At 72.8% G+C, this 26839-nt stretch carries 24 protein-coding genes, 1 pseudogene and 1 riboswitch; of the genes and pseudogenes, 9 read left to right on the top strand and 16 right to left on the bottom strand.

From position 1 onward, the window contains the following. The first annotated feature begins 83 nt into the window (after positions 1-83). A complete protein-coding gene (locus ACFVFQ_RS00940) occupies positions 84-1112 on the top strand; it encodes a S66 peptidase family protein (RefSeq protein ID WP_383406338.1) in 1029 nt (342 codons plus the stop codon). A 58-nt stretch (positions 1113-1170) separates the two neighbouring features. Here the strand turns inward: ACFVFQ_RS00940 and ACFVFQ_RS00935 are convergent, their stop codons facing one another. Then, complete coding sequence (locus ACFVFQ_RS00935) at positions 1171-1518, bottom strand: DUF1330 domain-containing protein (RefSeq protein WP_383406335.1); 348 nt, start codon at positions 1516-1518, stop codon at positions 1171-1173. A 125-nt stretch (positions 1519-1643) separates the two neighbouring features. Beyond that, positions 1644-2162, bottom strand: coding sequence for a GNAT family N-acetyltransferase (locus ACFVFQ_RS00930; RefSeq protein ID WP_383406332.1), 519 nt, complete (start codon positions 2160-2162; stop codon positions 1644-1646). A 172-nt stretch (positions 2163-2334) separates the two neighbouring features. Here ACFVFQ_RS00930 and ACFVFQ_RS00925 point away from each other — a divergent pair, with 172 nt between their 5' ends. Both ACFVFQ_RS00925 and ACFVFQ_RS00920 read left to right on the top strand, forming a co-directional pair. Then, positions 2335-3099, top strand: coding sequence for a MerR family transcriptional regulator (locus ACFVFQ_RS00925; RefSeq protein WP_383406330.1), 765 nt, complete (start codon positions 2335-2337; stop codon positions 3097-3099). Positions 3100-3152: 53 nt separating this feature from the next. Beyond that, positions 3153-3398 carry a hypothetical protein gene (locus ACFVFQ_RS00920; RefSeq protein WP_383406325.1) on the top strand — a complete coding sequence of 82 codons (246 nt, stop codon included), beginning with the start codon at positions 3153-3155 and terminating at the stop codon, positions 3396-3398. Positions 3399-3521: 123 nt separating this feature from the next. Here the strand turns inward: ACFVFQ_RS00920 and ACFVFQ_RS00915 are convergent, their stop codons facing one another. Beyond that, on the bottom strand, positions 3522-4229 hold the full coding sequence (locus ACFVFQ_RS00915) for a hypothetical protein (RefSeq protein ID WP_383406322.1): 708 nt from the start codon (positions 4227-4229) through the stop codon (positions 3522-3524). Positions 4230-4618: 389 nt separating this feature from the next. Between ACFVFQ_RS00915 and ACFVFQ_RS00910 the strand changes: the two genes are divergently transcribed. Next, a complete protein-coding gene (locus ACFVFQ_RS00910; RefSeq protein WP_383406319.1) occupies positions 4619-4816 on the top strand; it encodes an antitoxin in 198 nt (65 codons plus the stop codon). A gap of 256 nt (positions 4817-5072) precedes the next feature. Then, positions 5073-6119 (top strand): annotated as a pseudogene (locus ACFVFQ_RS00905) (chitinase); the annotation flags it as partial. A 75-nt stretch (positions 6120-6194) separates the two neighbouring features. On the opposite strand, the gene ACFVFQ_RS00900 reads toward ACFVFQ_RS00905, so the two are convergent. From ACFVFQ_RS00900 to ACFVFQ_RS00880, 5 genes are read right to left on the bottom strand one after another with little or no spacing between them, the layout of a single operon-like run. Further along, entirely contained in the window at positions 6195-7415 is a 1221-nt protein-coding gene (locus ACFVFQ_RS00900) for an MFS transporter (RefSeq protein WP_383406998.1), read from the bottom strand. Then, the gene (locus tag ACFVFQ_RS00895) at positions 7415-8020 is read right to left on the bottom strand and encodes a GNAT family N-acetyltransferase (RefSeq protein ID WP_383406316.1); all 606 of its coding nucleotides are present in this window, start codon (positions 8018-8020) and stop codon (positions 7415-7417) included. The genes ACFVFQ_RS00900 and ACFVFQ_RS00895 overlap by 1 nt, the downstream gene beginning before the upstream one ends. Further along, a complete protein-coding gene (locus tag ACFVFQ_RS00890) occupies positions 8011-9255 on the bottom strand; it encodes a type III PLP-dependent enzyme (RefSeq protein WP_383406313.1) in 1245 nt (414 codons plus the stop codon). Before ACFVFQ_RS00890 ends, ACFVFQ_RS00895 begins: the two co-directional genes overlap by 10 nt. After that, a complete protein-coding gene (locus ACFVFQ_RS00885) occupies positions 9252-10583 on the bottom strand; it encodes a DUF6271 family protein (protein ID WP_383406310.1) in 1332 nt (443 codons plus the stop codon). The genes ACFVFQ_RS00890 and ACFVFQ_RS00885 overlap by 4 nt, the downstream gene beginning before the upstream one ends. Next, positions 10565-11629, bottom strand: a complete 1065-nt coding sequence (locus ACFVFQ_RS00880) for a phytanoyl-CoA dioxygenase family protein (protein WP_383406307.1) — start codon at positions 11627-11629, stop codon at positions 10565-10567. Before ACFVFQ_RS00880 ends, ACFVFQ_RS00885 begins: the two co-directional genes overlap by 19 nt. Positions 11630-12064: 435 nt before the next feature. Here ACFVFQ_RS00880 and ACFVFQ_RS00875 point away from each other — a divergent pair, with 435 nt between their 5' ends. Beyond that, positions 12065-13603 carry a glycoside hydrolase family 3 N-terminal domain-containing protein gene (locus tag ACFVFQ_RS00875; RefSeq protein WP_383406304.1) on the top strand — a complete coding sequence of 513 codons (1539 nt, stop codon included), beginning with the start codon at positions 12065-12067 and terminating at the stop codon, positions 13601-13603. 98 nt (positions 13604-13701) lie between these two features. Here the strand turns inward: ACFVFQ_RS00875 and ACFVFQ_RS00870 are convergent, their stop codons facing one another. The 3 genes from ACFVFQ_RS00870 to ACFVFQ_RS00860 form a co-directional block, all read right to left on the bottom strand. Further along, complete coding sequence (locus ACFVFQ_RS00870) at positions 13702-14238, bottom strand: hypothetical protein (RefSeq protein WP_383406301.1); 537 nt, start codon at positions 14236-14238, stop codon at positions 13702-13704. Then, entirely contained in the window at positions 14235-15788 is a 1554-nt protein-coding gene (locus tag ACFVFQ_RS00865) for a divalent metal cation transporter (RefSeq protein WP_383406995.1), read from the bottom strand. Before ACFVFQ_RS00865 ends, ACFVFQ_RS00870 begins: the two co-directional genes overlap by 4 nt. 296 nt (positions 15789-16084) lie before the next feature. Continuing rightward, the gene (locus ACFVFQ_RS00860) at positions 16085-17419 is read right to left on the bottom strand and encodes a magnesium transporter MgtE N-terminal domain-containing protein (RefSeq protein ID WP_383406298.1); all 1335 of its coding nucleotides are present in this window, start codon (positions 17417-17419) and stop codon (positions 16085-16087) included. Between the two features lie 551 nt (positions 17420-17970). On the opposite strand from ACFVFQ_RS00860, the gene ACFVFQ_RS00855 reads away from it, so the two are divergent. Beyond that, positions 17971-19656, top strand: a complete 1686-nt coding sequence (locus ACFVFQ_RS00855; protein ID WP_383406992.1) for an ABC transporter permease — start codon at positions 17971-17973, stop codon at positions 19654-19656. 53 nt (positions 19657-19709) lie between these two features. After that, positions 19710-21101 (top strand): nitrate/sulfonate/bicarbonate ABC transporter ATP-binding protein, encoded by a 1392-nt coding sequence (locus ACFVFQ_RS00850; RefSeq protein ID WP_383406293.1) that lies wholly within the window; start codon positions 19710-19712, stop codon positions 21099-21101. 9 nt (positions 21102-21110) lie between these two features. Here the strand turns inward: ACFVFQ_RS00850 and ACFVFQ_RS00845 are convergent, their stop codons facing one another. From ACFVFQ_RS00845 to ACFVFQ_RS00825, 5 genes are all read right to left on the bottom strand, one after another. After that, entirely contained in the window at positions 21111-21536 is a 426-nt protein-coding gene (locus ACFVFQ_RS00845) for an ArsR/SmtB family transcription factor (RefSeq protein WP_383406290.1), read from the bottom strand. Between the two features lie 169 nt (positions 21537-21705). Next, complete coding sequence (locus ACFVFQ_RS00840) at positions 21706-22182, bottom strand: winged helix-turn-helix domain-containing protein (RefSeq protein ID WP_383406287.1); 477 nt, start codon at positions 22180-22182, stop codon at positions 21706-21708. A gap of 56 nt (positions 22183-22238) precedes the next feature. Next, complete coding sequence (locus tag ACFVFQ_RS00835; protein WP_383406284.1) at positions 22239-22523, bottom strand: hypothetical protein; 285 nt, start codon at positions 22521-22523, stop codon at positions 22239-22241. Between the two features lie 100 nt (positions 22524-22623). Then, positions 22624-22962, bottom strand: coding sequence for a hypothetical protein (locus ACFVFQ_RS00830; protein ID WP_383406281.1), 339 nt, complete (start codon positions 22960-22962; stop codon positions 22624-22626). A 97-nt stretch (positions 22963-23059) separates the two neighbouring features. Then, positions 23060-23275 (bottom strand): hypothetical protein, encoded by a 216-nt coding sequence (locus ACFVFQ_RS00825; protein ID WP_383406278.1) that lies wholly within the window; start codon positions 23273-23275, stop codon positions 23060-23062. A 228-nt stretch (positions 23276-23503) separates the two neighbouring features. Then, positions 23504-23677, bottom strand: a riboswitch (M-box (ykoK) riboswitch). Between the two features lie 393 nt (positions 23678-24070). On the opposite strand from ACFVFQ_RS00825, the gene ACFVFQ_RS00820 reads away from it, so the two are divergent. Next, on the top strand, positions 24071-26821 hold the full coding sequence (locus tag ACFVFQ_RS00820; RefSeq protein ID WP_383406275.1) for a SpoIIE family protein phosphatase: 2751 nt from the start codon (positions 24071-24073) through the stop codon (positions 26819-26821). Positions 26822-26839 lie beyond the last annotated feature (18 nt).

The raw sequence follows: 26839 nt of genomic DNA, 5'->3' as shown, positions 1-26839 counted from the left end.
GCCTCCCCACCCGCCCTCGCACAACCACCCAACGCACCATGTTTTCGGGAGCGTTGGCGCCCACACCGTGCCACAATCCCCCCATGTCGATCCGCTATCCGCAACCCCTGCGTCCGGGTGACCGCGTGGCCATCACGTCTCCTTCGAGCGGCGTCGCCCCGGAGATGCGGGCGCGCCTGGAGGTGGCGATCGAGTCGGTGCGGGCCCGTGGTTACGAGGTGGTGGTCGGTCGCTGCATGGACGGGGCGGGGCACCTCAGCGCCCCCGCGGCGGAGCGCGCGGCCGAGCTGACGGCGATGCTGACGGACCCCGCCGTCAAGGCGATCGTGCCGCCGTGGGGCGGGGAGACCGCCATCGATCTGCTGCCGTTGCTCGACTGGGACCGCCTCCGCACCGCCGAACCGACCTGGCTGGTGGGGTACTCCGACATGTCCACCCTCCTCACCCCGCTCACCCTCCTGACCGGCCTCGCGACCCTGCACGGCACCAATCTCATGGACACGCCCTACCAGGTGCCCGAGGGCCTGTTGTCGTGGCTGGACGTGGTGGGCGTACCGGAGGGGGGCCGGTTCGCCCAGAGCTCGCCGGGCCGCCATCGGGCCGGCGGCTGGGCCGACTTCCGCACCTTCCCGGACGTCACCACGTACGAGTTGGACGGCGTCGGCACCTGGACCCGACTGGATGCCGACGGCGACGTGGACGTCGAGGGTCGCCTCATCGGCGGCTGCATCGAAACGCTCTGCAACGTGGCCGGAACGCCCTACGGCGATGTCGCGACGTTCGCCCGCACCCACGCGCCCGAGGGGCTACTCGTCTACGTAGAGGCGTGCGAGGACGACGCGTTCACCATCTGCCGCAATCTGCACGGGATGCGTCTGGCCGGCTTCTTCGACTCCGCCAACGCCGTACTCATCGGCCGCACCACAGCGCCCGACCGGGGCTCCCTGACGCAGCACGAGGCCGTGTTGGACGCACTCGGCCCCCTCGGCATCCCCCTCCTCGCCGACGTCGAGTGCGGCCACGTCCCACCGCAGCTCTCCCTGGTCAACGGCGCCCGCGCCCGGGTCCTCCACAACGCGGACCGACAGGAGGTGGTGCAGTGGTTGGACTGAGGGGCTTGCGCTTGGGGAACGACCCCGCCCGGGTTCCGCGGCGGAGGGGAGCCGCGGCCTACCCGGTGGGCAGGGAGTCGCGGAGGGATTGGGCGGTGGTGGTCGCGTCGTAGGCGTCGGGGACGCCGGCGACCAGGATGATGTCGCCGGCAATGTGGCGCGAGCGTAGCGGGGCGATCTCCTGGTACTGGGGCGAGTCCCACCACGCGCGTGCCTGGGCGATGGTGGGGAAGCCGATCACCACGACGTTCCCGGGCCAGCTGCCCTCCTTCACCTCGTGTGGCATGGCGTGGACGAGGAAGCGGCCGCCGTAGGGCTCGAAGGTGCCGGTGATGCGCTCGATGTACTCGGCGATCTCCGGGTGCGGGGCGGCATCCCGGAGATGGGCTATGGCGTAGGCGGGCATGGCGCGTCCTTCCGGTCGGGCGGGAGCGGGGGAATCCTCCGTATGCCGGTGATCCTGGCAGGCGGGGTCGCGGGAAGGCGATTACCTGCCAGGTAAGTGGGAGGGGTGGGCGCGAACACCGGGCGTCAAGTGGGGAGTTGCGGTGCAGCCTTGCTCTCGTCCATGGGCGCGCGGCGCTTCATGGCGAATTCCAGTCGGCTGTCGCCCTCGCGTACGGGTTGGACGCGGCCGGTGCGTTGGAAGCCATGTCGGGCGTAGAGGCGCTCCGCGCGGTCGTTGCCCTGGGTGACCCAGAGTTCCAGGTGGACGATTCCGCCGGTGTCCGCCCCTCGCAGGGCCTCCCCCACCAGGCGGTTCGCGATCCCTCGGCCGCGGGCGGTGGGGGCGACCCACATGGACACCAACTGGGCGGTGCTGGGCCCGGTGGGGACGATGCCGACCAGTCCGCATGCCTGGCCGTCGTCCTCGGCGAGGAACTGGTCGCGCCCGGCCAGGCGCTGCCGCCACGTCTCCGCCGTGAAGGCTTGCTCGCGCTCCAGGGTGGAGCCGAACGCCTCGGGCGCATCGGCCAGGGCCGCCAGGCGAACGGCACGGTAGCGCGCCCAGTCACCGGGTTCGAGGGGCCGCACGGAGATCCTTCCCATGGGTCCAGACCTTGGCCCGCGCAACACGTCGCGCGCAAGGGGATGGGGGTCTGTCCGATGGGGCAGCAGAGCGCTGCTCGGACCGCCGGGTGAGCCCGTGGAGATCAGTCGGGCGCGCGGCCGCGGGCGGTGGACTTGAACCTCACGCGGCGTCAGGAGGCATCGTGGGGGCATGAGCTTCGAACAGACCTGGAAGGTCGGAGCGCTCGCCTCGGCGAGCGGTGTGACCGTCCGCACCCTGCACCACTGGGACCAGATCGGGCTGCTGAGCCCGTCCCGCCGCACGGCCTCCGGGCATCGCGAGTACACCGAGCAGGACGTGGCCCGCCTGTACCAGGTGCTCGCGCTGCGCCGCCTGGGGCTGGGGTTGGAGACCATCGCCACCTGCCTGGACGTCGGCGTGGACCCGGTGCGGTTGGTGGCCGAGCAACTCTCCGACGTCGAGGCCGCCCTCGCGGCCCTGGACGTCCTGCGGCAGCGGTTGACCCATATCCACGGGGAACTCACCGCGGCCCGCGCGCCGGAGGCCGCCACGTTGATCGGCGTGCTCCAGGCGATGCGGGGCACTGGCCCGGCCGCCGACCAGGCCCTGCGCCGGCACGTCGACGAGGACCAGCTCCGGGCGCTGGAGGACCGGGCCCGGGCCCTCGGGCCCGCCGCCCACTATCTGTTGGAGATCGAGTGGCCCGAGCTGTACCGCCGGGCCGAGGCGCTCCGCGTGGCCGGGACCGATCCGGGGGCACCGCAGGTGCAGCGCATCGTGGCCCGCATGGACGAGCTCGGCGCGCTGTTCAGCGGCGGCGATCAGACGCTGTCGGCCGCGGTCAAGGGTGCCTGGCAGCAGGAGCCGGCCGCGATGTCCGGCGACCCGGCCGCCTCGGCCGATGCCTGGCAGGAGCTGACCGCCTACCTCGACCGCGCCCGCGCCGCCTCCTGACCAACTCCCTACCCGTCCGACCGTTTCCCTCCGAGCCGTCCCGAGGACCCGTCATGCCCCGCGCCGTCCGCCTCCGTATCGCCCTGTCCGCCGCCCTGCCCACCCTCGTACCGGCCCTGGTCGTCCTCTCCGCGTTGGCGCTCGCCGGCGTGGTGACCTGGACGGTCGTCCCCTCGGTGGTGTTCGCCCTGGCCGTCCATTCACTCATCACGTTCGTCCGCCTCGGCCGCATCCCGGCGGGCACCGTGGCCACCACCGCCGGCACCGTCGACACCGACGGCCCCGGTGACCGGACTTGACGGAGGTCGCACGCGCCGGTCGGTGTCGACGAGGAGGTGCCATCGGCGTAGGGCGAGAGCCGCACCCGTGCCCGTATCCGCACCCGTGCCCGTTCTCGTCGGGTCCAAGGGCCGCGGGCTGGATCAGGGGCCTGCTTCCGCGGCCCCGTTCTGCCCCTCGTCCGCGCGGCGGCGGCGCAGGGTGACCACGAAGACGTGGCTGCTGACGGCCAACATCCAGAGCGGGAAGACGAGTTCGAGATGGCTCGTGGAGCCGACCGCGAACAGCAGCACCAGTCCCACCAGGTAGCCCAGCCAGGCCAGCCAGCGCGGGAAGACGCCCAGTCGGTGCCCGATGGTGGTGGTCGACACCACGAACACCGCGGCCATCCGCGTGGCGTAGTTGGTCAGCAACTCCAGGACCAGGTGGCGGCCGAACTGCCAGAGTCCCCGCTGTCCCGCGGAGGAGGCGGCGGACACGTCCGTAACGGCCAGCAGGCTGCCGGCCGTTGCCGCCATGACGAACAGCATCGCCACGAAGAGCACTCCGCTGCCCAGGAAGAGCGTGGCGAAGAACCGGTCCTCGGCCGCGCCGACGTAGTCCCGGACGACGCCCATGAACCACAGGAAGAAGATCCCGGCGAACGGCAGCAGGGCCAACGCCGCGTGCAGCGAGTCGCGCTGGGACGTCTGTCGGGTCCAGTCGGTGGCGTCCTGGGGGTGTTCAGGTACCGCCAGGTGCACCAGCAGGATGGCGGCGCCCAGCAGCAGTGCGGAGACGACGCCGGCCGCCGCCGCGGCGCGCGGCATCCGCACCGGCCGGTCCGCGGGCCGGTCGACCGGGCGCCTCATGCGCCACCGTCCGTGTGCCGGGCGGGCGGTGGGGTGGGGAGCCATGCCCGGTGTGGCCCCGGCGAGGGCGGTGCGCTCCGGTCGTCAAACGTTGCGTTGGGTGACATGCCGTCAGTTTTACGACGTGCGGTTCGGCGGCGTCGGGATTGGCCGCGGTCAGTCGAGTGAACCAGGGGGCACGCCTCGTGGACGACGGGAGGGGGTAGCCCGCCGCCCGTCATCGGCCGGCAGCGCGCCCCCGCGCCCCTCGCCACCGCCGCGCGCGCCGGTGGCGTTCCGTGCGTCGGGTGCGCGTCCACAGGCCGTCGCCGCCGCCCCTTCGTCCATGGGATCATGTCCTGACCAGGCAATTTCGCCGCCAGACAAGGCACCGAAGGAGACCAGCCCGGATGTTTGACGCCCTGAAGAACCTCAAGGAGAAGGCCGAGGAGATCGCCGAGGCGCACGGCGACAAGATCTCCGGTGGGCTGGAGAAGGTCGGCGGGTTCATCGACGACCGGACCGAGCACAAGCACAGCGACAAGATCGACACCGCCGTCGACAAGGCCCAGGACTTCGTCGAGAAGCTGGGCGACAAGAAGTCCTGACGCGCGGGCGGCCAACCGGTCCGGGCGCCACTGCGGTTGGGGCCCGGACCGCGGACGGGTGCGCGCCGTAGGGCGGGTGAGTGGTCCAACGCGCCGCGGGCGTGCTGGACAGCACCATGGTCCACCGCACCGCGGATTGGTCTAGTCCTGAATTGGTCCAGTCCATTGACATGCTCCTGACGTCCGGGTTATCCCAGAGTCAATACCGCTGCGCGCAAGGGGAATTGACGGTCCACCTCCGACCTCTGGGACTGACATGAGACGCAGGCGCTCCCTCCGCACCGCCCTCACCGCTACCGTCACCGCCGTCGCCACGGCCGGCCTGACCGCCCTGGGTGGTGGCGCCGCCCACGCGGCGACCCCGCTCCCGACCCATGTGTTCGCGCCCTACTTCGAGTCGTGGACGGGCGAGAGCCCCGCCGCGCTCTCCGCCCAGTCCGGTGCCAAGCACCTGACGATGGCGTTCCTCCAGACCGAGTCCAAGGGTTCCTGCACGCCCTACTGGAACGGGAGCACCGATACGCCGGTCTCCTCGTCCTCCTTCGGCAGCGACATCAAGACCATCCAGGGCAAGGGGGGCGATGTCATCCCCTCCTTCGGCGGCTACACCGCGGACACCACCGGCACCGAGATCGCGGACAGTTGTACCGACGTCCAGAAGATCGCCGCCGCCTACGAGAAGGTGATCACCACCTACGACGTGTCGCGGCTCGACATGGACATCGAGGCGGACTCATTGGACGACTCGGCCGCGGTCGACCGGCGAAACAAGGCCATCAAGCTGGTCGAGGACTGGGCGGCGAACAACGGGCGGAAGGTGGAGATCTCCTACACCCTTCCGACGACGACACAGGGCCCGGCCGACAGCGGAACCGCCCTGTTGCAGAACGCGGTCAGCAACGGTGCACGGGTGGACGTCGTCAACATCATGACGTTCGACTACTACGACAACGCCAGTCACGACATGGCCAACGACACCCAGACCGCCGCCCAGGGACTGTACGACCAGCTCAAGCAGCTCTACCCGGACAGGTCGCCGGCCCAGTTGTGGAGCATGGTCGGCATCATCGAGATGCCCGGCGTCGACGACTTCGGGCCGGCCGAGACGTTCAGCCTCGACAACGCCAGGCAGGTCTACAAGTGGGCGGTGGACAAGGGCATCAACACCCTGTCGTTCTGGGCCCTCCAGCGGGACAACGGCAGCTGCCCCGGCGGGGCGTCGGCCGACAACTGCTCCAGCATTCCGCAGCAGACCTGGGACTTCACCCATATCTTCGCGCCGTTCACCGGCGGCGGGACCGCGGGGCCAACGGCCTCCCGGTGACCGCGGCGGCCGCACGCCTCCGGGCGTGCGGCCGCACGGTGGCGCCGAGGGCCCCTACGGCGCCAACCGGGCCCCGTCGTGCGCCGGTTGGTCGGCGTTGACACCGGTGGGGGCCGCCGGTGGCGTCCAGCGGATGCGCGTGCCGCACAGCGAGACCACCAGCGCACAGGCGGCGACGGCGGCCATGCCCCAGACCAGTCCGGCGGCGTTGGCGAGGAAGCCGATGCAGGGTGGCCCGGCGAGCAGGCCGGTGGTGCCCATGGCGGCGACCAGCGTGAGCGCCTGGGGGCCCTGTCCGGCCGCGGCCACGTAGACGCAGGGGGTGACGGCCGCGATGCCCAGGCCGACGCAGGCGAACCCGATCAGGGCCGGCAGCACGCCGCCGCTCAACAGGGCGAGCGCCAGGCCCACTCCGGCCAACGCGCTGCCGACGCGGACGATCCTCCCGTCGCCCCAACGGCTGCGCCAACCATCGGCGAACAGCCGGGACAGCACCATCACGCCGGAGACGACGGCGATGCCCATGGGCGCCAGTTCCGCGGACGCCTGGGCGACGTCCCTGAGGTAGAGGGCCGACCAGTCGTTCATCGCGCCCTCGGTCACCGTGCCGAACGCCATGGCGCAGCACATCCACAGCGTCAGGCGCGAGGGCAACGCCCAGCGACGGGCGGTGCGTTGACGCTCCCGACTCGTCGCCGGTTGCCCGTCGGTGAGCAGCCCGGGCCGGGCGCAGCCGAGCAACAGCAGCAGCACCGCAGCGGCCGCCGCGAAGTGCACGACGACGGTCGTGGTCAGCGCGGTCACTCCGGAGGCCAACACGGCGGCGGCCAACGACCCGGCGCTGAACGTGGCGTGCAGCTTGGACATGGCGTTGCGCCCGTGCCTGGATTCGAGGGCGGCGCCCTGGGCGTTCATGGCGACGTTCAGGCAGCCCACGAGCAAGCCGTCGCCGCACATCACCACCAGCGCGGTCGGGTAGTTGGGCGCCGCGGCCAGCGCGAACAGCAGCAGGGTCAGGCAGAGCGCGGACCACAGCGCCAGGCGCCTGGCGCCCAGCCGGGTCATCAACAGCGTCACCAGCGGGAACGAGGCCGCCGCGCCGACGCCGGTGGCCATCAGCAACACGCCCACCTCCGCCGCGGACAGGCCGAGTTGGGCCTTGAGGGCGGGGAGCCGGGACGCCCAGGTGGCGTACTGGAACCCCAGAGTGAAGAACAGGGCCGCGATCGCCAACAGCGCGCGCAGGAATGGGTCGGGTATCCGGAACGCCGGCATCATGCCCCTTCTCGGAGGTCGGCCTCGTGGTCGTGTCCGTCGTTGTCGTTGTGGTGTGGTGTCGTTGGACTCGGCAGCGGTCGGGACATGTAGAGGGCGTGCGGGCCGTACGCGTCCGGGGTGACCACTGCGCGATGGGAGTGGAATCCGTTGGCCGCCCAGAAGGGTTCGCTGCCGGCGACGGCGATCAAGGAGATCTGCTCGTAGCCGTGGAGCGTCGCCATGGTCGTGAGGTGGTGCAGGAGGTGACTGGCCAGTCCCCGGCGGCGGAGCGGTTCGGCGATGACCAGGTCGTGCAGGTGGAGGTTGCGGGAGGAGAACGAGCGGCGTTCCGCGCGGGCCAGGTCCGGGGAGTGGAACGCCGGGTAGGGCAGGGCCAACAGGTAGCCCGCCAGCCGTCGTTGGAGGTCGAGGGCGAAGCAGGTGTCCGGCGAGGCGTGGGCGCGGGAGGCGAGTGCGGCCGGCTCCTCGGACAGTCCGAGGGCGGCGTAGGCACGGGACTCCAGCGCGGTGACGGCGTCCCAGTCGTCCGACGCGATGGGGCGGATGCGTGGGGTGGCGTGCAGGATCTCGGTGGCGTCGGTGGCGTCGCGATTCATCGGCATGCGCAGCACACCTCCGCGACCGGTTGGGGGTGTTGGCGGTGTCGTGGGGCGTGGTGCCTGGTGCCCGTGGCGTGGATCCAGGTATGTGGGGGCGGGCGGAAGCCGTTGAAGCCCCGGGTCAGATAGCTGAGGGCGTAGGCGCCGCAGGAGAGCACCCAGACCGGGTCGCCGGAGGCGAGGCCCGCAGGCACCTGGACCGGGCCGCGTTCGGGCGCGAAGGCGTCGTCGCTGTCGCAGGTGGGGCCCGCTACGAAGGCGGGGACGGTCGGGCCGGCCGGGTGCGTGGGGAAGACCATCTGGTACGTCAACTGGTCCATTTCGTAAAGGCCGTTGAACTTGCCTACGCCGAGGTACAGCCAGCGTTGTCGCTCGCCGTGGGGTTGCCGGCGGGTGGTGAGGCGGGTCACGTGGGTACGGATGGCGCCGTGGTCCGCGACGAGGTAGCGGCCCGGTTCGATGCGGAAGTCCAGGGGGTGTCCGCAGGCGTCGGTGAGGCGCGCCATGCCCTCGCGGATGACGGCGAAGATCTTGTCCAGCGGCGGGTCGAGGGGCCTCCCGCGCGCGTCCACGTAGCCGAGGGCCGGCAGGCCGCCGCCGAGGTTGACGTGGTCCACGCGGATGCCGCGCCGGTGCAGGGCGACCAGGGTCTCGGCGGTGAGGTCGAGGGCGCGGCGCCAGGCATCGGCCGTCATCTGTTGGGAACCGACGTGGAAGGAGAGCCCGGACGGGGCCAGTTGGGCGTCCCGGGCCGCGGCCAGGACGCGGACCGCGTCGGCTAAGGAGCAGCCGTGCTTGTGGGTCAGTCCCCACAGCGCGCCGCCGCCGTCGGTGGCCAGGCGGCAGAACACCCGGGCGCCCGGGGCGTGGGCGGCGAGGGCCGCGACGTCCTCCAGGCTGTCCGTGGCGAAGTCCCGCACGCCGAGCCGGTGCGCCTCGGCGATGTCCCGGTCGGACTTGACGGTGTTGCCGTAGTGGATCCGGTCGCGGGGGATGCCGGCGCCGAGTGCCTGGGCGATCTCGCGGGGACTGGCCGCGTCGGCGCCCGCGCCCCGCCGCGCCAGGCAGGCGAGGACGGCGTCCATCGGGCAGGACTTCAGGGCGAAGCGGACGGCGGCGCCGGGCAGTTCGCGTTGCAGGGTCGCGTGGTTCTCGGCGATGCCGGCCAGGTCGTAGACGATCTGGTCGTGGTCCGCGGCCGCCAGGGCGGCGCGCAGGGCGGGGTGGTCGGTGGTCATCGGCGGTCCCGGTCCGGCTGTTGGGTCAACGGGTACGGGCCGGTGGCACGGCTGGCGTCGATCAGCGCCGCCCATGCCTCGATGAGCAGGGCGAAGTCCGCCATGTCCTGCCCGGCCTCGTGGAGCAGGCGTTCCCGGCGCGGGGCGAGGGTGTCGGCGAACGCGGCGTATTTTCCGCCGAGTTGACGGTAGGAGGCGTCGAGGACGTCCAGTCGCTCGACGTTCTCGGTCCGGTCCAGTGCGGTGCTCTCGCGGACCAGCGCGGCGACGGCGGGGGCGCGTACCTGGTGGTGGTCGTCGAGGAGCGCGTCGCCCGCGGCGGCCATCCGGTCGTAGAGGAAGTTGAGGTAGAGCATGGAGAGGAGGAACTTGGCGAACCGGGTCTGGTAGGCGGGGAATCCGGGGTCGGTGCGGCGCTCGCCGGTGTAGAAGTTCACGATGTTGCGGTTGTGGAGGACGCCCGGCAGGCCGGCGTCGTGCACCAGGTGGATGAGGAAGTAGTCGCTGCCGATGGTGTTGGTGGCGGGCGGCAGCGGCACGCGCTCGTGCACCCGGTGGAAGCTGATGTTGCACATGTCCACCCGCATCGGGTCGACCAGGCCCAGGGTGGAGTGGTCGCGGGTGAACGGTTTTGTGCCGGCGCCCCGGAACGACTCGGCGACGAGTTCCCGCTTGGCCTGCTCCGTCCAGTGACCGGGTGCCCACAGGCCGACCACGTCGGCGTAGATCTGCGGGTCCAGGCGGTGGATCTCGGCGAGGTCCACGGAGGGTTCGCCGACGAAGGAACTGCCCACCATCGTCACGGGTTTGGGCGCGTGTCGCGGGTCCAGGGTGGTTGCGGAGACGTGGCGCGCCGCGTCTTTGGCGGGCCGGCCGAGGGAGCGGAGCTCGTGGTGGATGGGGAAGACCGGGGCGCCGTTGCTGGTCTGGTAGCGGCTGTCCGAGTCCCGGCGGTGGATTGACTGGCAGCCAAGGGCGGCGGCGATCAGGAACGCCCGGTTGGTGCAGGCGCCGTAGGAGGGCTCCGCCGGGAGCATGAGGTCCAGCATCAGGTCGGGCTTGGCGAGGTCGGCGTCCCGGATCACCCGGCGCAGGAAGGCGCGTTGGGCGGGTTCGTCGAGGTGGTGTGCGAGGACGTTCGGTGGACGGGGGGTTTCCCACACGGCCCGGGCGTGGGCGGCGAACGCCTCGCCGTCGCAGGAGTCCAGGACCAGCAGGTGGACCACGACGTCGAAGTGCTCGGCGGCGTACACGGCCTCCTCGCCGAGGGCCCTGATCGCCGGGGCGCAGGGCCGGTTGGTGGGCAGGGTCAGGCAGATGGTGCGCATGCGCCCGCCCCCATGAGTGCGGCGGCGTCCTGCCCGGTCCAGGAGTCGAGGCCGAGCAGCCTGGCGCCCAGTCCGTCGAGGACCGCCGGGCCGTAGCGGAGGGATTCGTGGCGCCTGGCGTCGCCGACCAGGGTGGCGTTCCAGTCCGGCGTCCGCCGGTGCCGCCAGGAGTCGATCCGGGAGGTGCGCAGTGCCTGGTGTTCTTCGAGGGCCGGCATCATGGAGAGGTACTGGACGGCGCGCACGCCGTCCCGGGAGGTGTTGGCCGCGACGCCGTGCGCCAGCAGGCCGTTCCAGATCAGCAGGTCGCCGGCGGCCAACTCGGGTCGGATGACGGGGAGTTCGTCGCGATCGAAGGCGGGGCGGAGCGGGTCCCGGTCGGCTGGTTGGCGCGCCTTCCACTGGTCGAACCGGCGGAACAGTTCGGGCGCGCACTGGAATCCGCCGCAGTCCGGGCGGGTGTCGTTCAGGGCGATGATGCCCTGGACGCGCTGCGGCGGCACGCCGAGGGTGGTGTCGATGTCCCAGTGGAGTTCGATGTCGAAGCCGCGCGCGGTCGGGGCGATGAGCGCGCGGTCGCGGTTGTGGATGTTGGGCGGGTTGAGGTTGAGCCGGTCCAGGGTGACCCACAGCTCCGGGCAGTCCCAGACATCGACGAACGCGTCGTAGACCCGCTGTGTCTGGCGGCTGTCCCAGAGGTACTGGTGGTGGTACGCCTCGACGAATCCGTAGATGTGCAGTTCCCGGTCGAGGTCCGAGCGGAAGGGGCGGTCCTGGTACCAGGTGTCGGGGCGGGCCGGGTCGAGTCCCTGGAAGTCCCAGGCGAAGTCCAGCAGTTGCCCGGCGGCGGAGGGCGGGATCGCCTCCTTGACCACGACATAGCCGTAGGTCTGCCAGAAGGCGAAGTCCGCCTCGGACAGCACCCGCAGCCCGCGCGTCTTGCGCAGTTGGTGCAGTGGGGTGCGGGCCAGGTAGGTCTCGCCGTCCGAGCTGAAGTAGGGGATATCGGAGGCGGCTCGGTAGAGGTATACGTCGGTCGCCGGCATGCAGCGCTCCAAGGTTTCGAGGGATTGCGGGCCGTGCGGATGCCTCTCGGGCGGGGCACCGGGCCGTGGCGGGTGCCCCGTTGGGCCGTCGGGCTGCTCGGGACGTCGCGGGGAGGGCGATCCGCTGGGCGGTGGATGTCGTGGCCGAAGGTGAGCGGGGTGCGCAGCAGGGTCCGGCGGGCCGGCTCGCCCGCCGGGGGCGATCAGACCCGCCCCGTATGCAACTTACGTCCCTTGCTTCACTCGCTCACCAACAAAGTGGACTAGACCAACTCGCGCTGTCAAGAGCGGAGTTGACGGCAGGGGCACGGATGCGACGAACACGGGACGGGGTGTCCGATCCCTTGACACTGCGGATTGGACTAGGCCAATATCCGCTGGTCTGTACCAACAACCTCTGATCGATGCCTCGCCCCACAACGGAAGGCCCCGTCGATGTCCTCCACCTCGCACCGCAAGGAGTTGCGACGACTCGCTCTCTCCGTCCTCCAACCGGGCTTCGTGGGCACCGAGGCGCCGGACTGGGTCCTGCGCGCCATCGGTGACGGCCTGTCATCCGTCGTGCTCTTCGCCCGGAACATCGCCTCGGCCGAGCAGGTCGCCCGCCTGACCGCTCAACTCCGCGCCGAGAACCCGGCATTGATCATCGCGATCGACGAGGAGGCCGGGGACGTCACCCGGCTCGAATCCGCGACCGGCGCCACCCGGCCCGGCAACCTCGCCCTCGGCACCGTCGACGACCCGGAACTGACCGAGGCCGTCGCCCGCGACCTGGGGCGCCAACTGCGCGCCGTCGGCGTGAGCCTGGACTACGCGCCCAGCGTGGACGTCAACTCCAACCCCGACAACCCCATCATCGGCGTCCGCTCGTTCGGCGCCGATCCCGCGCGGGTCTCCCGCCACGCCACGGCCTGGATCCGGGGCCTGCAGTCGGCCGGCGTGGCCGCCTGCGCCAAGCACTTCCCCGGGCACGGGGACGTCGCCGTCGACTCCCACCACGGCCTGCCCAGTTACGACGCCGGCCCGGACGAGATCGCCGCGCAGGCCCTGCCGCCCTTCCGGGCTGCGGTGGCGGCGGGCGTGGGCGCCGTGATGAGCGGCCACCTCCTGGTACCCGCCCACGACCCCGACCTCCCGGCCACCCTGAGCCCCCGGCTCCTGGGCGACCTGCTCCGCAAGGAGCTCGGCTTCGAGGGGCTGATCGTCACCGACGCCATCGAGATGGGCGCCGTCGCGGACCGCTACGGCATCGGCGGCGCCGCGGTCCGGGCCGTCGCCGCCGGCGCCGATGCGGTCTGCGTCGGCGGCGAGAGGGCCGACGAGGCCACCGTGGCTCGCCTGGTCGACGCGCTCACCACCGCCGCATCCGACGGCGAACGCGCCGCGGAGCGCCTCGAAGAGGCCGCCGAGCGGGTCCGGGCGTTCGCCGCGTGGTCGCGGATGCTGGGCCGGGGCATCCCGGTGGACCCCGTCAACGGCGACATCGGCTTCGTCGCCGCCCGCCGCGCCGTCCGGCTGCGCGGCGCCGCGGATGCCGTCCTCCCGCTGGCCGCTCCCCCGCACGTGGTGGAGCTGGTGCCCTCGACCAACCTCGCCATCGGCAAGGAGACGCCGTGGGGCGTCGGCGCACCGCTGCGGGAACGGCTGCCCGGCACCACCTTCGTCCGGGTGCCGCATCAGCAACTCCTGGACCGACCGGCGGTGTTGACCGACCATGCGCTGGCCCCCGCCGCCGGGCGCCCGCTGGTCGTCGTCGTCCGGGACGCCACCCGGCACGCGTGGATGGGCCGCGCGCTGGCCGAGCTCACCGCGGCCCGCCCGGATGCCGTCGTTGTCGAGATGGGCCTGCCGGGCGACTCGCTCCCCGGGGCCGTGCAGCTCCTCACGCACGGCGCGACGGCCGCCTCCGGCGTCGCCGCGGCGGAGGTGCTGGCGGGCGCTCGCCCGGGACGGGCCTCGACGGTCTCCGGTTAGCGGCGGCCGTGGGGGCGCGGGGTGCACGTCGGCTCCATAGCCAGCGACCGCGGCGCCGCTGCGTCCAACCACCCCTCGCCCGGGCCGGTTCGTCGGCTTCAGGCGTCGCACCGTTGGGCGGCGTCGGTGAGGACCTGGAGGACGGCCGGGGGCAGGCCCAGGTGGTGGCCGACCCAGGCGGGGTCGCGCCCGTGCTCCAGCAGGATCCAGGCGGTGTGCAGTTGCTCCAGGTCGGGGGCGCCGGGAGCGGCGAGCAGGGGGCGGAGTTCCTGGAGGGGGAAGCCCTCCAGGGCCGTCGCGTCGAACCAGCCCCCGGGCCCGGTCGTTGGGAGCGGAGGGTGGTGGACCTCGTGGGTGGGGGCGTGCCGCCACTGCCACAGGGCGCGGAAGAGCACCAGCGCTACGACCACGACGGCGACCAGCGCGCCGCAGAGGGCCGGTTGCACCTGCGGCGGCGCCAGGCGCAGCACGGTGAGCACGGCCGCTCCGCCGGCGATGACGACCAGCGCCGCGGTGAGCTCGGGGCTCCAACGGCGCGGCGCCGCCCGCTGGTTCGGCGGCGTCCGCGCGGGGCCGCCCCCCTCGGCGCGGGTGCCCGGGCGGTGGCGGAGGCGGGGTGCGGGCATGTCGTTCATCCGATCTGGATGGCCTTGACCAACAGCAGCAGGGCGGCGATCACCAGATAGCCGCGGAGCAGTCCCATGCCGAGCTTCAGGCCCGGCGACCAGACGACGGGTTCGAGCAGGGCGAGCGGCGGCATCCGCCAACTCTCGCGGTCGGCGCGGGAGAGCGCGGCGGCGGGCGGCCGTCGCCGGTGGGTGAGGCGGAGCCAGACGGCGGCGCCAAGGAGCCCGACGACGAGGGCGCCGGCCCCCCACAGGCCGACCTTCAGGGCGTTCAGGGACGGGAAGAGGGTGGTGGCGACGAGGATGCCGGAGAGCGCCAGCAGCACCACGATGATCAAAGCGGCCACCGCGTTGAGCCAGCGCGGGTTGGTCCACGGGCCCAGCACGGCGCGGTCGTTGCAGAGCAGCAGCAGGAAGGTGCTGGCCGAGGGCAGCAGCAGGCCGGCCAGGGCCTGGACGGCGGTGGTGATCAGGCCCAGGGGTGCGCCGGGCAACAGCACGACGGCGGCGGCGACCAGCACCATGCCGGTGTAGCTGGCGTAGAACGCCTTGGCCTCGCGGAAGCTGCGGTGCAGGGAGTGGCTGCGGTTGAAGACGTCGCCGAAGGCATAGCTGGTGGCCAGTGTGACGGCGGCCGCACCGATGATCGAGGCGTCCAGCAGCACGATGGCGAACAGTGCGCCCAGCACGCGGCTGTGCGCGCCCAGGGCGTTGGCGACGCCGAGCGCGTCGGTGAAGTGGCCGGCGGCGCCGGTGCCACGGACCGCGTAGTCGGCGACGATGACGAGGGCGAGGGCGCCGCCGACCACGAAGAGCGAGCCGAGGACGGTGTCGGCGCGCTCGTGGCCGATGAACCGCGGGGTGATGCGCTTGTCGATGATGTTGGACTGCTGGAAGAACAGTTGCCAGGGGGCCACCGTGGTGCCGACGATCGCGATGATCAGCAGGACCGCGAGCGGGGTGAAGCCGCCTTGGACACCGGGCACCACCAGGTGGTAGGCGGCGTCCCCGAAGCGCGGGTGGGACAGCAGGGCCAGCGGCACCAGCAGCAGGCTGACGGTGATGAAGGCCAGCATCGCCCGCTCCCAGCGGCGGAAGCTGCCGGTCGCGGTGATCCCCACCAGGAGGCAGGCGGAGACCGGCACCGCGACGTACTTGCTGATGCCGAAGTAGCCGAGGGCCAGGGAGACTCCGATGAACTCGGTGACGAGGGTGAGGACGTTCAGCACGAACAGGTCGATGACGCTGAACCAGCCCCAGAACCTGCCGAACCGCTCCATGATCAGCCGCGCGTGGCCGACCCCGGTGACGGCGCCGAGCCGCACCACCATCTCCTGATTGACGATCAGCACCGGGACGAGCAGCAGCAGGACCCACAGCAGGCTGTACCCGTGGTTCTGGCCGGCCTGGGCGTAAGTGGCGACGCCGCCCGCGTCGTTGTCGCCGACCATCACCACGAGTCCGGGGCCGACGATCGCCAGGAAGGTGAGCAGGCGGCGCTTGAGGCTGCGCCCGAGGTCGGCGTCGTCGGCACGGATGCGACCGAGGGCGCCTTCGATGTCGTTGTCGCGGGTGGGGCGCGGGGCGCGCGCGGTCGCGTGGGCGGGGGCGGCGGTGGGCGGGCGCGGCCGTCGGGACGCGTCGGCCCTGGTCCGGGTCGGCGGTGGGCGGGATGCGGGCGCGGGAGCGGGGCGGCCGGGGTGCGGGCCCGGGGCCGGGGCCGGGGCGCCGCGTTCGGGCGGTGGGGCCTGCGGCTTGGCGGGCGGGGGTGGTTCGGGCGCTTGGTGCGGTCCGGGCCGTGGGGCCGGTCCCGTCGGGCGCGGTGGCCGTTCGGGCCGCCGCGGCGTTCCGCCCGTCACGGCCGGTCCCGCTGCTGGGGCGCGATCGCGGTGCGGTGCACGGCCGGCGCCGGCGCCGGCTCCCGACGCCGCCAGTCCTCCGGCAGCATCGCTTCCAGGACGTCGTCGACGGTGATCAGGCCCAGCAGGACCTCGTCCTCGTCCACGACGGGCAGGGTGGTCAGGTTGTAGTCGGCCATCAGCAGCGCGACGTCCACCAGGTCGGTGTCGGGCCGCACCCGGACCGGATCGGGCTCGCTCACCTCGCCCAACGCCGCCTGCGGATCGGCCTGGAGCAGCTCCACCACGCGCACCGCGGCGACCAGCCGCCCCTCGTCGTCCGTCGCGTAGGCACTGGTCAGGGCCTCGGGTTGGAGGTGGCGGGAGGTGCGCAGCGCGGTGACGGCCGCGGCGACGCGGGTCCCTACGGGCAGCGCCAGGAAGTCCATCGCCATCAGCCCGCCCGCGGTGTCGGGGTTGAAGCCGAGCAGGGTCTTGACCTTGGTGCGCTGGGCCGGCGGCAGCAGTTCCAACACGCGGCGCCGGCGGGGCTGCGGCAGGTCCTCCAGCGCGTCGGCGGCGTCGTCGGCCCGCATCCGGCCGAGCACCGCGGCGATCTCCTGGTCGCTGCGGGTGCCGAGGAGCCGGGTGGCCCGCTCCTCCTCCAACTCCTCGAAGACGTCCGCCTCCAGCTCCGGGTCCTGGTGGACGCGGCCGAGGATCTCGCGCTCCTCGTCCTTGGAGGCGTCTTCGAGCAGATCGGCGATCTCCGCGGGGCGCAGACCGCGGATGCGGGCCGTCGGGCGGCGGACCAGGACGCTGCCGCGGTGTCCGATCAGCGGCTCGAAGCCCTTCCAGTCCCGGCAGCGGTGCTCGCGGCGGTGGCCGGCCAGGCGCCCCAACAGGCCGCGGGGGCGGCGGGTGTCGAGCCCGGAGAGCAGCCAACGGCCGTTGCGACGGGCCAGCTCGACGTCCCAGGCGCGCACCAGCCGGGCCTCGGCCACGTCGATCAGCCGGTGGCCGAGCACGTCGGCGCGCAGCAGCACCTCCCCCTCGCGGCGACGGAACGGCCGCAGGTCCAACTTGGCGCTCTCCAGCAGGACCTGGCCTCCCCCGTCGAACGATGTCAACTGCTCGACGGGGACGAACAGCTCGCGGCGGTCGACCCGGACGACCAACCCGGTCACCTCCGGGTAGTCGGTGCCGCGCAGCCGCACGATGACATCGGCCAGCCGCCCGAGCGTCCGCCCCTGGCGATCGGCGACGGGGCGCCGCACCAGCGCGGAGAGGCGCAGCGGCGCCGGCCGTTGCTCGGCGGGCGACGGTCTGGGGGAAAGGGGGCTGACGGCCATGGCTCTGCCCTGCCCTGGGTGCGGTCGGGGCGGCGTCGCCGCCGTTCGCGTCAACGGCACACCACGACGCCTCCCCCCTCCATCTTGCGAGGTGTCCGGGCCCGGCGCGAGACCTCTCGGTGCGGCACCGCCGCCGCGTGCACGCAGCGGCGTCCAGCGGTGACTCCCCGCTAGGGTCGGTCCGATGTCCCCCGCCCACTCCCTGCGTTTATTTGCTTACGAATGCAACAAGCGGCAGACTTTGCGCGGCATTTCCGTGGCACGCGCACGAGGAAGGGAGGCGGCCGTGAGCGGCGAACCTCATAGTCCCGGCTGCCTTCCGGGCAGCGTCTGAGCTGTCTGTCTGCCGTCTGTCCCGTTCTCCAACTCTTCGTCCGCGCAGCCGGCGCCGACGTGCTCGCGCACGCCGGTGAGCGCTCCGTCGTGACCCGGCTGTGCCATCGTCGGTCCGCAGACCGTCGTGCACCGGGGGGTGTCCCGTGACGTTTCCGTCGTTGTCCGCCGTGTCCCGCGCCTCGTTGCCCGCCCGGGTGGCCGGGCGGCTGGTCCGCATGCCGTGGATGGACGTGGCGGTGGCCGCGGCGGTGTTGGTGGGGATGTATCTGCTGCTGCGGGTCGGCGGCACGGGGACGCCGGTGTCGTTCGCCCCGTCCCATGTCGCCGCGGTGGACACCGATCCCGCGAAGCTGCCGTACTACGCGGCGCGCAGCCTGTTGCGGATGTTCGCCGCGCTGGCGGCCGCGGTCACCTTCGCCGTCGGCTACGCCTATGCCGCGGCGCGCAGTAGGCGGCTGGAGCGGGTGCTGATCCCGGCGTTGGACATTCTCCAGTCCATACCGGTGCTCGGCTTCCTGACGGTGGCGGTGACCGGATTCGTCTCGCTCTTCCCGGGCTCGGCCTTCGGCCTGGAGTGCGCCTCGGTCTTCGCGATCTTCACCTCGCAGGCGTGGAACATGGCCTTCGGCTTCTACCACGCGCTGATCACGCTGCCGCGCGAGTGGGACGAGGTCTCCCGCTCGCTCCGCTTCACCCGCTGGATGCGGTTCTGGCGGATCGAGTTGCCGTCCGGCGCGATCGGCCTGGTGTGGAACGGCATGATGAGCTTCGGCGGCGGCTGGTTCTTCCTGGTCGCGTCCGAGGGCATCAGCGTCGCCGGTCACAGCTACCCGCTGCCCGGCGTGGGCTCGTTCGCCGGCACCGCCATCGCCGACGGGGACGTGGGCAGGGTCGGCTGGGCGGTGGCCACCATGGCGGTCATGGTGACGGGGGTGAACTTCGTCTTCTGGCGCCCGCTGACCGCCTGGGCCGAGCGGTTCAAGAACGAGCAGTCCGAGGCCACCGACGTGCACCGCTCGCTGGTGCTGGACCTGCTGCGCCGCTCGCCCTGGCCGCGCCGGTGGGGCCGACTGCTGCGCCCAGTGGGCGAGTTGCTGGGCCGGGCGGGACGGCTCCTGGGCACCGACGATCCGCCGCTGGCCAACGGCCGGGCGGGGCGGCGCACCGGCGACGTGGTGTTCGCGGTGGTGGCCGGCGGGCTGCTCGTCTGGGGGCTGGCCGAGCTGCTGGGCTATCTCCACCACCGCACCGGCCTCGGGGTCTTCGTCGAGCCGCTGCTGTTGGGGCTGGCCACGCTGGCCCGCGTGGTGCTGCTGCTCGCGGTGGCCACCGTGGTGTGGGTGCCGATCGGCGTGAAGATCGGCTTCTCGCCGCGGCTGGCCCGGATCGCCCAACCGCTGGTCCAACTGCTGGCCAGCTTCCCCGCCAACTTCCTCTTCCCGCTGGCGACGTGGTTCTTCCTACGGACCGGGCTGTCCCTGAACGTCGGCGGGGTGCTGCTGATGGCGCTGGGCGCCCAGTGGTACATCCTCTTCAACACCATCGCGGGCGCCGCCGCGATCCCCGCCGACCTCCGCGAGGCCATGGACGACCTCGGCGTCCGCGGCTGGCAGCGCTGGCGCCGGCTGATCGTCCCGGGCATCTTCCCGTCCTATGTCACCGGCGCGCTCACCGCCTCCGGCGGCGCCTGGAACGCCTCGATCGTCTCCGAGGTCGTCACCTTCGGCGGCACCTCGCTGACCGCCACCGGCCTGGGCGCCTACGTCTTCCGGGCCACCGCCGAGGGCAACTACCCGCATCTGCTCGCCGGCGTCGCGGTGATGGCCGGCTATGTCATCGCCCTCAACCGGCTGCTGTGGCGCAGGCTCTACCGCCTCGCCGAGACCCGCTACGCGCTCTGACCCCCGTCCGACGAGACACCCGCCCGACGTAACCCGACGAAAGGAGCCGCGCCGTGGACCCGAGCACCCTCCGGGACGCACCCGCCCGCCCGACCGGCGACGAGGTCCTCCTCGCCGCCCGCGCCCTCACCAAGTCCTACGCCGGTGCCGGCGGCGAACTCCCCGTCCTGGCCGGCATCGACCTGGAGATCCGCACCGGCGAGATCGTCGCCCTGCTCGGCCGCTCCGGCTCCGGCAAGTCGACCCTGCTGCGCTGCCTGGCCGGCCTGATCCCGCCCAGCTCCGGCAGCGTGGTCTACCGGGGCGAGCCGCTGGCCGGCGCCAACCCGGGCAGCGCCATGGTCTTCCAGACGTTCGCCCTGCTGCCGTGGCTGACGGTGCAACAGAACGTCGAACTCGGCCTGGAGGCACGGGGGTTGCGGCGCGCCGAACGAGCCGCCGCGGCCCTCCAGGCGATCGACCTGATCGGGCTGGACGGCTTCGCTTCCGCCTACCCCAAGGAGCTGTCCGGCGGAATGCGGCAGCGCGTCGGCTTCGCCCGCGCACTGGTCGTCGAGCCCGATGTCTTGATGATGGACGAGCCGTTCTCCGCCCTCGACGTGCTCACCGCCGAGAACCTCCGTGGCGAGCTGCTGGAGCTGTGGGAGTCGGGCCAGTTCCCCACCCGCGCCGTCGTCCTGGTCACCCACAACATCGAGGAGGCCGTGCTGATGGCCGACCGCGTGGTCGTCCTCGACGCCCGGCCCGGCACGCTCAAGGCCGCCTTCGACATACCGTTGGCGCGCCCCCGCGACCGCGCCGCGCCCGAGTTCGACGCGTTGGTCGACCGGCTGTACCGGGTGATGACCGGCCGCGACAAGGAGCCGGGCCTCGCCCGCCTGGGCCGTCCCGAGACATGCGACGCCGGGCGCCGCACCCCGGCCAACACCCCGCTGCCGCACGCCAGCGTCGACGGACTGGCCGGCCTCGCCGAGATCCTGGCCCGGCGCGGCGACCGCTGCGACCTGGCCGACCTCGCCGACGAACTCGGGCTGGAGGTCGACGACTTGCTGCCCATGGTCGACGCCCTGGACCTGCTCGGCTTCGCCGTCGTCCACGGCGGCGAGCTCCAACTCACCCCGGAGGGCAGCGGGTTCGCCGGTGCGGACGTCCAGGACTCCAAGAAGATCTTCGCCCGCGCGGTGCTCGACTCGGCGCCCCTGGTCCGGCTGATCGTCACCAGTCTCCAGCGCCGGGACGGCACCCTGCGCGCCGGGTTCTTCCGCGATCTGCTGGCCCACCACTACACCGGCGAACAGATCGCCAGGCAGTTGGAGACCGCCACCGACTGGGGCCGCTACGCCGCGCTGTTCGGCTACGACGCCGGCCCGGAGCAGTACACCCTCGACGAGGGCGGCGCCGGCCTCGACGTCCGGTCGCCCGACGCACATTCCCCCACCGGCTGACCGGCCTCCTCAGCCGCCCGGCGCCGGCCGCGGGCGGAGCCGGCCGCGCACCGCGCCACGCGCCACCGCCGCCTCGCCGGCCGCCACGGCACCCGTCGCCGCCGTCGGGGCCGGGTCCGTCGCGCCGGCCGGCGGTGCCTGGGACGCCACCACGGCGCCCTCCAGCAGCGTGCGCACATGGTCGCCCGCGACGCGGTAGAAGATCCTGGTGCCCTCCCGGCGCGACACCACCAGCCCCGCCGCCCGCAGCCGCGCCAGATGCTGCGACACCGCCGCGACATGCGCCCCGACCAGCTCGGCCAACTGCCCCACGGCGTGCTCGCGTTGGGTCAACGCCCAGAGCACCTGGAAACGCGTGGTGTCGGCCACTGCCTTCAACACGGCAACGGCCTGCTCGAACCTCGGGTCCGCATCGGGTGGGGCTTGCGCATCCATGAAGGGAGTCTAACGACTGGCGGCCCCGAACGGCACGCACCGAATGCGCCCCGCACCGGCCGGGGCGGACCGCGCAACTCGGCCGGGCCAGCGGGGCGTTCCGGGGCGGGGCAGCCCGGCTCCGTCCCCGGCCACGGCGCGGGCACCGGGCGACGGCGGCGCAACGGTCTCATGCGGCGCCACCCGGGCCGCACACCTCCCCGCGGCTGGCCGGGGCCGCCGCCGGATCGAGGGCGTAACCGACCTGCCGGACGGTCCTGATGAGCGCCTGGTAGCCGGGCCCCAGCTTGCGCCGCAGCCGGGCCACATGGACGTCGACGGTGCGGGTGCCGCTGACGGCCTGATGCCCCCACAGCGTCGTCAGCAGATGACGCCGGGAGTGCACCCGCCGGGGGTGGGCGACGAAACGGGCCAACAGCTCGAACTCCATATAGGTCAGGACGAGAGCGCGCCCGCCCGCGCGGGCGGTGCGCTGCTCGGTGTCCACCGTCAGGCCGGCCACCCGGTGTCGCGGTCCGCTCGGGACGGGCCCCGCGTCGGCGGTGGCGGACCCACGGTCCGCGGCGTGCGCGGGTCCGGCGTCTTCCGGTATCCCGAATCGGCAGTTCCCACGGGCGTGGTGGAGGCGTGCGTAGCGCAGGGACATGGCGGTTCCTGATCTTCCGGGCAACGGTTGGGGAGGGAGTCGCTGGTGGGGCGCGTTCACACCTCGGGCCGCCAGTCGGCCTCCAGCCGGCGCCGGCCGTCGGGGCCGACGACGGAACGCCAGTGGGCGCGCGGGCGTCGGCGGGCGCGGTCCCCCGACGGCCGCCGCACGGTCGGCGGCTCCAACACGCGCAGGACGGGGCTGTCGACGGCGCCCCGGGCGAGCCGCTCGACGACCCCGCCCAGGACGGTCCTGACGGCGGGGGCGGACGGGACGGTCGGGGTGGTCGGGGCCGCGGGCGATCGCAGCGGACGGATGTGGATCACGGACAGAACGGACATGGCGCACTCACCTCCGTGCGGATGGCGGATGACGGAAGGGGGAAGGAGGAGAGGGAAGGGAGGGGTCAAGTCAGGGAAGAGTGGCGGGAGTTGGGTAACGTCAGACGCGGTCCCGCGGGGTGGCCGCCGCCTCGGTGAGGCGATCGGCCGCGGCGAGCGGGAGATCGGCGAAGTCGGCCAGCCAGTGGGCGTCGTGGCCCTGCCGGGCGAGGAGGTAGGCCAGGTGGACCCGCGGCTCGTAGCAGGTCTGCGGTCCCGGGCAGTCGGTGCAGTTGTCCGGCGTTTCCAGCAGGTAGGTGCGCTCGGTCCCGTCGTGCAGGGCCAGCCGGACCCGCGGGCAGCGGTGGCCGCGGACGGCGGGCCGGTCGCGGTGCCGGTCGGATTCGGTGCGGGGGCGCGGGAGTTGGTGCAGTCGGTTCGGTTGGTTCAGGAGGCGCATGACTGCCGCCCTCCCCTCTCTCGGTTCGGTGGAGGTGTGCATTGCTTGCCGGTACGGGTGCGGCTGACTGGCCGGCGTCCGGGGCCGCGGACGGCAGTCACGCCACCCCGGGCACCGCGGGCCACAACGCCCAATGCCCCAGGGCGAATTGAACGATGCGGACGGCGACCAGGATCGTCGCGGCCAGCAGACAGGCCCGCAGGGCCGTGCGACCCACCACGCGGCCGGTGGAGAGGGCCGCCGTGAGCAGGTGGCCGAACGGCCGCATCCGCCAGCCCTCCTTGCCCGTGCGGTCCACACGCACGGCCAGCACCCACCCCTTACGGCGCCGACGGGCCTCGGCCTGGCCGAGGGCGGGCGGGAGCGGGCGTGGGAAGAAGGGGTGTTACCGCGTGCCGGAGGTCAACGAGGACATGCGGATGCGGGGCCGACTGTGGCCCGGACTACTGCAATGGCCGTCCATGTCTCTCGCCTCCTCCCGACCGGGGCGCCCGCGGGCGCCATGACGGACACGGCAAAGGAGCGGACCGGCGCACGGGCCGGCTCACCCCTACTCGTCAGAGCTTTGGCACTCCACGGCGTAATCCCCTTGCCGGGGCAGCCACTTGGGGTCACCCCTTAACCCGGGGAGACCTGTCCTGAACCTGGGCGTCTCTCGACGTCGTGGGGTCAGTGGCCTGTGTCCGTGCAGACGCCTCACCGAACGAGGTGCCTTCGACGTTCTCGAACGCCCAGCAGCATACCGGTCTACTTGCGCATGGACGCAACTACTTGACCGAACCTTGACGGCGGACGCGTCGATGAACCCGGCGCGGCCACCCGGCGGTTGGGGCGAGGGGCACGGAAACTGTGCGCCGAATGCGCGGAGTTGAGCGACGCCTCAGCCCCTGTGAGCAGGCAGGACCCGCGGCTGCGCCAACCGCGCATCGCCCACCGGCCCCTCCCCCGCGCCCCCATCGGACCCGGCCCAGCCCCGCGCCTCGCCGGCCGAGACTCCCCCTCCCGCCGACTCCGGGGAGTGCGCAAGCCGACCCCCTCGATCACGTTCCGTAACAGACCGCCGCGCATCCATGGGCAGGCCCGCCCCGGGAGTGTTAGAAATAGCAGCATGGCCGCAGGGTCCGGCCGATATCGGCGCGCAACGGTACGGTCACTGACCGAACGACGCCCGCAGAGCGTCGCGGGGCAGGTCTTCCTGCTCCAACTCATCGTTGGTCTCCTCATCGTGCTGGGCGTACTCGCGGCACTGCTGCTGACCTCCCGGCACGACGCCGAGCAGGAGGCGCGCAACCGCTCGGTGGCCGTCGCGGAGACCTTCGCGCACTCCCCTGGCCTGCCGGCCGTGCTCCGTTCCCCGGACCCGACGAAGACCCTGCAACCCCTCACCGAGTCCGCCCGGAACCGCGCGGGGGTCGACTTCATCGTCGTGATGAACACCCACGGCATCCGCTACACCCACCCCAAGCCCCAGGACATCGGGAAACGCTTCGTCGGCGACATCCGGCCCTCGCTGGCCGGCAAGGTGGCGGTCGAGAGCGTGAACGGCCCGCTCGGGCACGAGGTGCAGGCCGTGGTCCCGGTGACCGACGCCCACGGCTCGGTGGTGGGCCTGGTGTCCGCGGGCATGAAGGTGGCGAGCGTCAGCCGCGCCATCGCCGCCCACCTACCGACGGTCTTCAGCATCAGCGCCGCGGCGCTGGTGATCGCCACCGCCGCCACCGGCGTCATCGCCACCAGGCTGCGACGCCAGACCCGCGGGCTGGGGTCGGTCGAGATGGGCCGCATGTACGAGCACCACGAGGCGGTGCTGCACGCCGTCCGGGAGGGCGTGGTCATCGTCAGCGGCGAGGGGCGGCTGCTGCTGGCCAACGACGAGGCCAGACGACTGCTGACGCTGCCCGAGGACGCCGAGGGGCAGGAGGTGGCCCGGCTGCCGGACCTCGCCCCGGGGCTGGCCGAGCTGCTGTCCTCGGGCCGCCTGGCCACCGACGAGATCCACCAGGCCGGCGGCCGGCTGCTGGCGGTGAACCAGCGGCCCACCGACCGGCACGCCGCCGGCATGGGAACGGTCGCCACCATCCGCGACTCCACGGAGCTGCGGCTGCTCTCCGGCCGGGCCGAGGTCGCCCACGAGCGGCTGCGGCTGCTGTACGAGGCCGGGGTGAGCGTCGGCACCACCCTGGACGTCGCACGCACCGCCGAGGAGCTGGCGGAGGTCGCGGTGCCGGGCTTCGCCGACTTCGTCACCGTCGACCTGGCGGCGCCCGTCCTGCACGGCGACGAGCCGGCCGTCGGCGGCGCCCACCAGATGCTGCGCGCCGCGACGCACGGCATCCGCCCCGACCACCCCTTCCGCCCCTCCGGCACCCCGCTCACGTTGGTGGGCGGCACCCCGCAGGCGCGCGGCATGGTCGGCGGACGCTCCGAGGTCGTGCCCGACCTGTCGACGGCCCGCGACTGGCACTTGCAGGACCCGGAGCAGGGCGACCGCATCATGGCGTACGGCGTCCACTCGCTGATCGCCACGCCGCTCAAGGCCCGCGGCAACATCCTGGGCGTGGCCAACTTCTGGCGCTCGGAACGCCCGGAGCCGTTCGACGACGAGGACCGGTCGCTGGCCGAGGAGCTGGTGGCGCGCGCCGCGCTGAGCATCGACAACGCCCGGCGGTACACCCGGGAGCACGCGCTGGCGGTGACCCTGCAGCGCAGTCTGCTGCCGCGCACCCTGCCCGAGCAGAGCGCGATGGAGGTGGCGCACCGCTATCTGCCCGCCCAGTCAGGGGTGAGCGGTGACTGGTTCGATCTGATCCCGCTGTCCGGGAGCCGGGTGGCGCTGGTGGTCGGCGATGTCGTCGGCCACGGGTTGCACGCCGCGGCCACCATGGGGCGGCTCCGCACCGCGGTGCACACCTTCTCCACCCTCGACCTCACCCCCGACGAGCTGCTGGGCCACGTCAACGACCTCGTCGAGCAGATCGACCAGGAGGAGGCGGACACCGGCAGCGGCACCGGCATCACCGGCGCCACCTGCCTGTACGCGATCTACGACCCGGTCACCCGACGCTGCGACATGGCGCGGGCCGGGCACCCGCCGCCGGCGCTCGTCCACCCCGACGGCACCGTGGAGTTCCCCGACCTGCCGGCCTGCCCGCCCCTGGGGCTGGGCGGCGTGCCCTTCGAGACCACGGAGCTGCGGCTGCCCGAGGGCACCCAGATCGTGCTCTACACCGACGGGCTGGTCGAGGAGCGCACCCGGGACTTCGACGAGGGCATGGAGCTACTGCGCGGGGCGCTGTCCCACCCGGGCCGGTCCCCGGAGCAGAACTGCCAGGCGGTGCTGGCCCGCCTGCTCCCGGACCGCCCGCGGGACGACGTGGCGCTGCTGATCGCCCGTACCCGGGTGCTCGGCCCGGACCGGGTCGCCGCGTGGGAGGTGCCCTTCGACCCCGCCGCGGTCGGGGAGATGCGCTCCCGGATTGCGGAGAAGCTGACCGAGTGGGACCTCGCCGAGGCCGTCTTCGCCATGGAGTTGGTGGTCAGCGAGCTGATCACCAACGCGATCCGCTACGGCTCACCGCCGGTGACCGCGCGGCTGCTGCGGGACCGCAGTCTGGTCTGCGAGGTGGCCGACGGCAGCAACACCTCGCCGCACCTGCGGTACGCGGCGATCACCGACGAGGGCGGCCGCGGTCTGTTCCTGGTGGCCCAGCTCACCGACCGCTGGGGCACCCGCTACACCCCGCAGGGCAAGGTCATCTGGGCCGAACAGCCGCTGCCGCCGACGGCCGACTCATCCGACGCGTCCGACGCGTCCGACGCGTCCGACGCGTCCGACGACGAGGGCGCCGGTGCGCCCTAGGGTCTGACCGATGGGTCA

Source organism: Streptomyces sp. NPDC057743 (assembly GCF_042798755.1).
Classification (GTDB): Bacteria; Actinomycetota; Actinomycetes; order Streptomycetales; family Streptomycetaceae; genus Streptomyces.
Note: the sequence above shows the minus strand (reverse complement) of the source record. Positions and strands in the feature narration are given on the sequence as shown.

Excerpts from the sequence above, each read along its gene's own strand:
- ACFVFQ_RS00940 (WP_383406338.1), top strand. The coding sequence starts at position 84 with ATGTCGATCCGCTATCCGCAACCCCTGCGTCCGGGTGACCGCGTGGCC.
- ACFVFQ_RS00935 (WP_383406335.1), bottom strand. The coding sequence starts at position 1,518 with ATGCCCGCCTACGCCATAGCCCATCTCCGGGATGCCGCCCCGCACCCG.
- ACFVFQ_RS00930 (WP_383406332.1), bottom strand. The coding sequence starts at position 2,162 with ATGGGAAGGATCTCCGTGCGGCCCCTCGAACCCGGTGACTGGGCGCGC.
- ACFVFQ_RS00925 (WP_383406330.1), top strand. The coding sequence starts at position 2,335 with ATGAGCTTCGAACAGACCTGGAAGGTCGGAGCGCTCGCCTCGGCGAGC.
- ACFVFQ_RS00920 (WP_383406325.1), top strand. The coding sequence starts at position 3,153 with ATGCCCCGCGCCGTCCGCCTCCGTATCGCCCTGTCCGCCGCCCTGCCC.
- ACFVFQ_RS00915 (WP_383406322.1), bottom strand. The coding sequence starts at position 4,229 with ATGAGGCGCCCGGTCGACCGGCCCGCGGACCGGCCGGTGCGGATGCCG.
- ACFVFQ_RS00910 (WP_383406319.1), top strand. The coding sequence starts at position 4,619 with ATGTTTGACGCCCTGAAGAACCTCAAGGAGAAGGCCGAGGAGATCGCC.
- ACFVFQ_RS00900 (WP_383406998.1), bottom strand. The coding sequence starts at position 7,415 with ATGCCGGCGTTCCGGATACCCGACCCATTCCTGCGCGCGCTGTTGGCG.
- ACFVFQ_RS00895 (WP_383406316.1), bottom strand. The coding sequence starts at position 8,020 with ATGCCGATGAATCGCGACGCCACCGACGCCACCGAGATCCTGCACGCC.
- ACFVFQ_RS00890 (WP_383406313.1), bottom strand. The coding sequence starts at position 9,255 with ATGACCACCGACCACCCCGCCCTGCGCGCCGCCCTGGCGGCCGCGGAC.
- ACFVFQ_RS00885 (WP_383406310.1), bottom strand. The coding sequence starts at position 10,583 with ATGCGCACCATCTGCCTGACCCTGCCCACCAACCGGCCCTGCGCCCCG.
- ACFVFQ_RS00880 (WP_383406307.1), bottom strand. The coding sequence starts at position 11,629 with ATGCCGGCGACCGACGTATACCTCTACCGAGCCGCCTCCGATATCCCC.
- ACFVFQ_RS00875 (WP_383406304.1), top strand. The coding sequence starts at position 12,065 with ATGTCCTCCACCTCGCACCGCAAGGAGTTGCGACGACTCGCTCTCTCC.
- ACFVFQ_RS00870 (WP_383406301.1), bottom strand. The coding sequence starts at position 14,238 with ATGAACGACATGCCCGCACCCCGCCTCCGCCACCGCCCGGGCACCCGC.
- ACFVFQ_RS00860 (WP_383406298.1), bottom strand. The coding sequence starts at position 17,419 with ATGGCCGTCAGCCCCCTTTCCCCCAGACCGTCGCCCGCCGAGCAACGG.
- ACFVFQ_RS00855 (WP_383406992.1), top strand. The coding sequence starts at position 17,971 with ATGCCGTGGATGGACGTGGCGGTGGCCGCGGCGGTGTTGGTGGGGATG.
- ACFVFQ_RS00845 (WP_383406290.1), bottom strand. The coding sequence starts at position 21,536 with ATGGATGCGCAAGCCCCACCCGATGCGGACCCGAGGTTCGAGCAGGCC.
- ACFVFQ_RS00840 (WP_383406287.1), bottom strand. The coding sequence starts at position 22,182 with ATGTCCCTGCGCTACGCACGCCTCCACCACGCCCGTGGGAACTGCCGA.
- ACFVFQ_RS00835 (WP_383406284.1), bottom strand. The coding sequence starts at position 22,523 with ATGTCCGTTCTGTCCGTGATCCACATCCGTCCGCTGCGATCGCCCGCG.
- ACFVFQ_RS00830 (WP_383406281.1), bottom strand. The coding sequence starts at position 22,962 with ATGCGCCTCCTGAACCAACCGAACCGACTGCACCAACTCCCGCGCCCC.
- ACFVFQ_RS00820 (WP_383406275.1), top strand. The coding sequence starts at position 24,071 with ATGGCCGCAGGGTCCGGCCGATATCGGCGCGCAACGGTACGGTCACTG.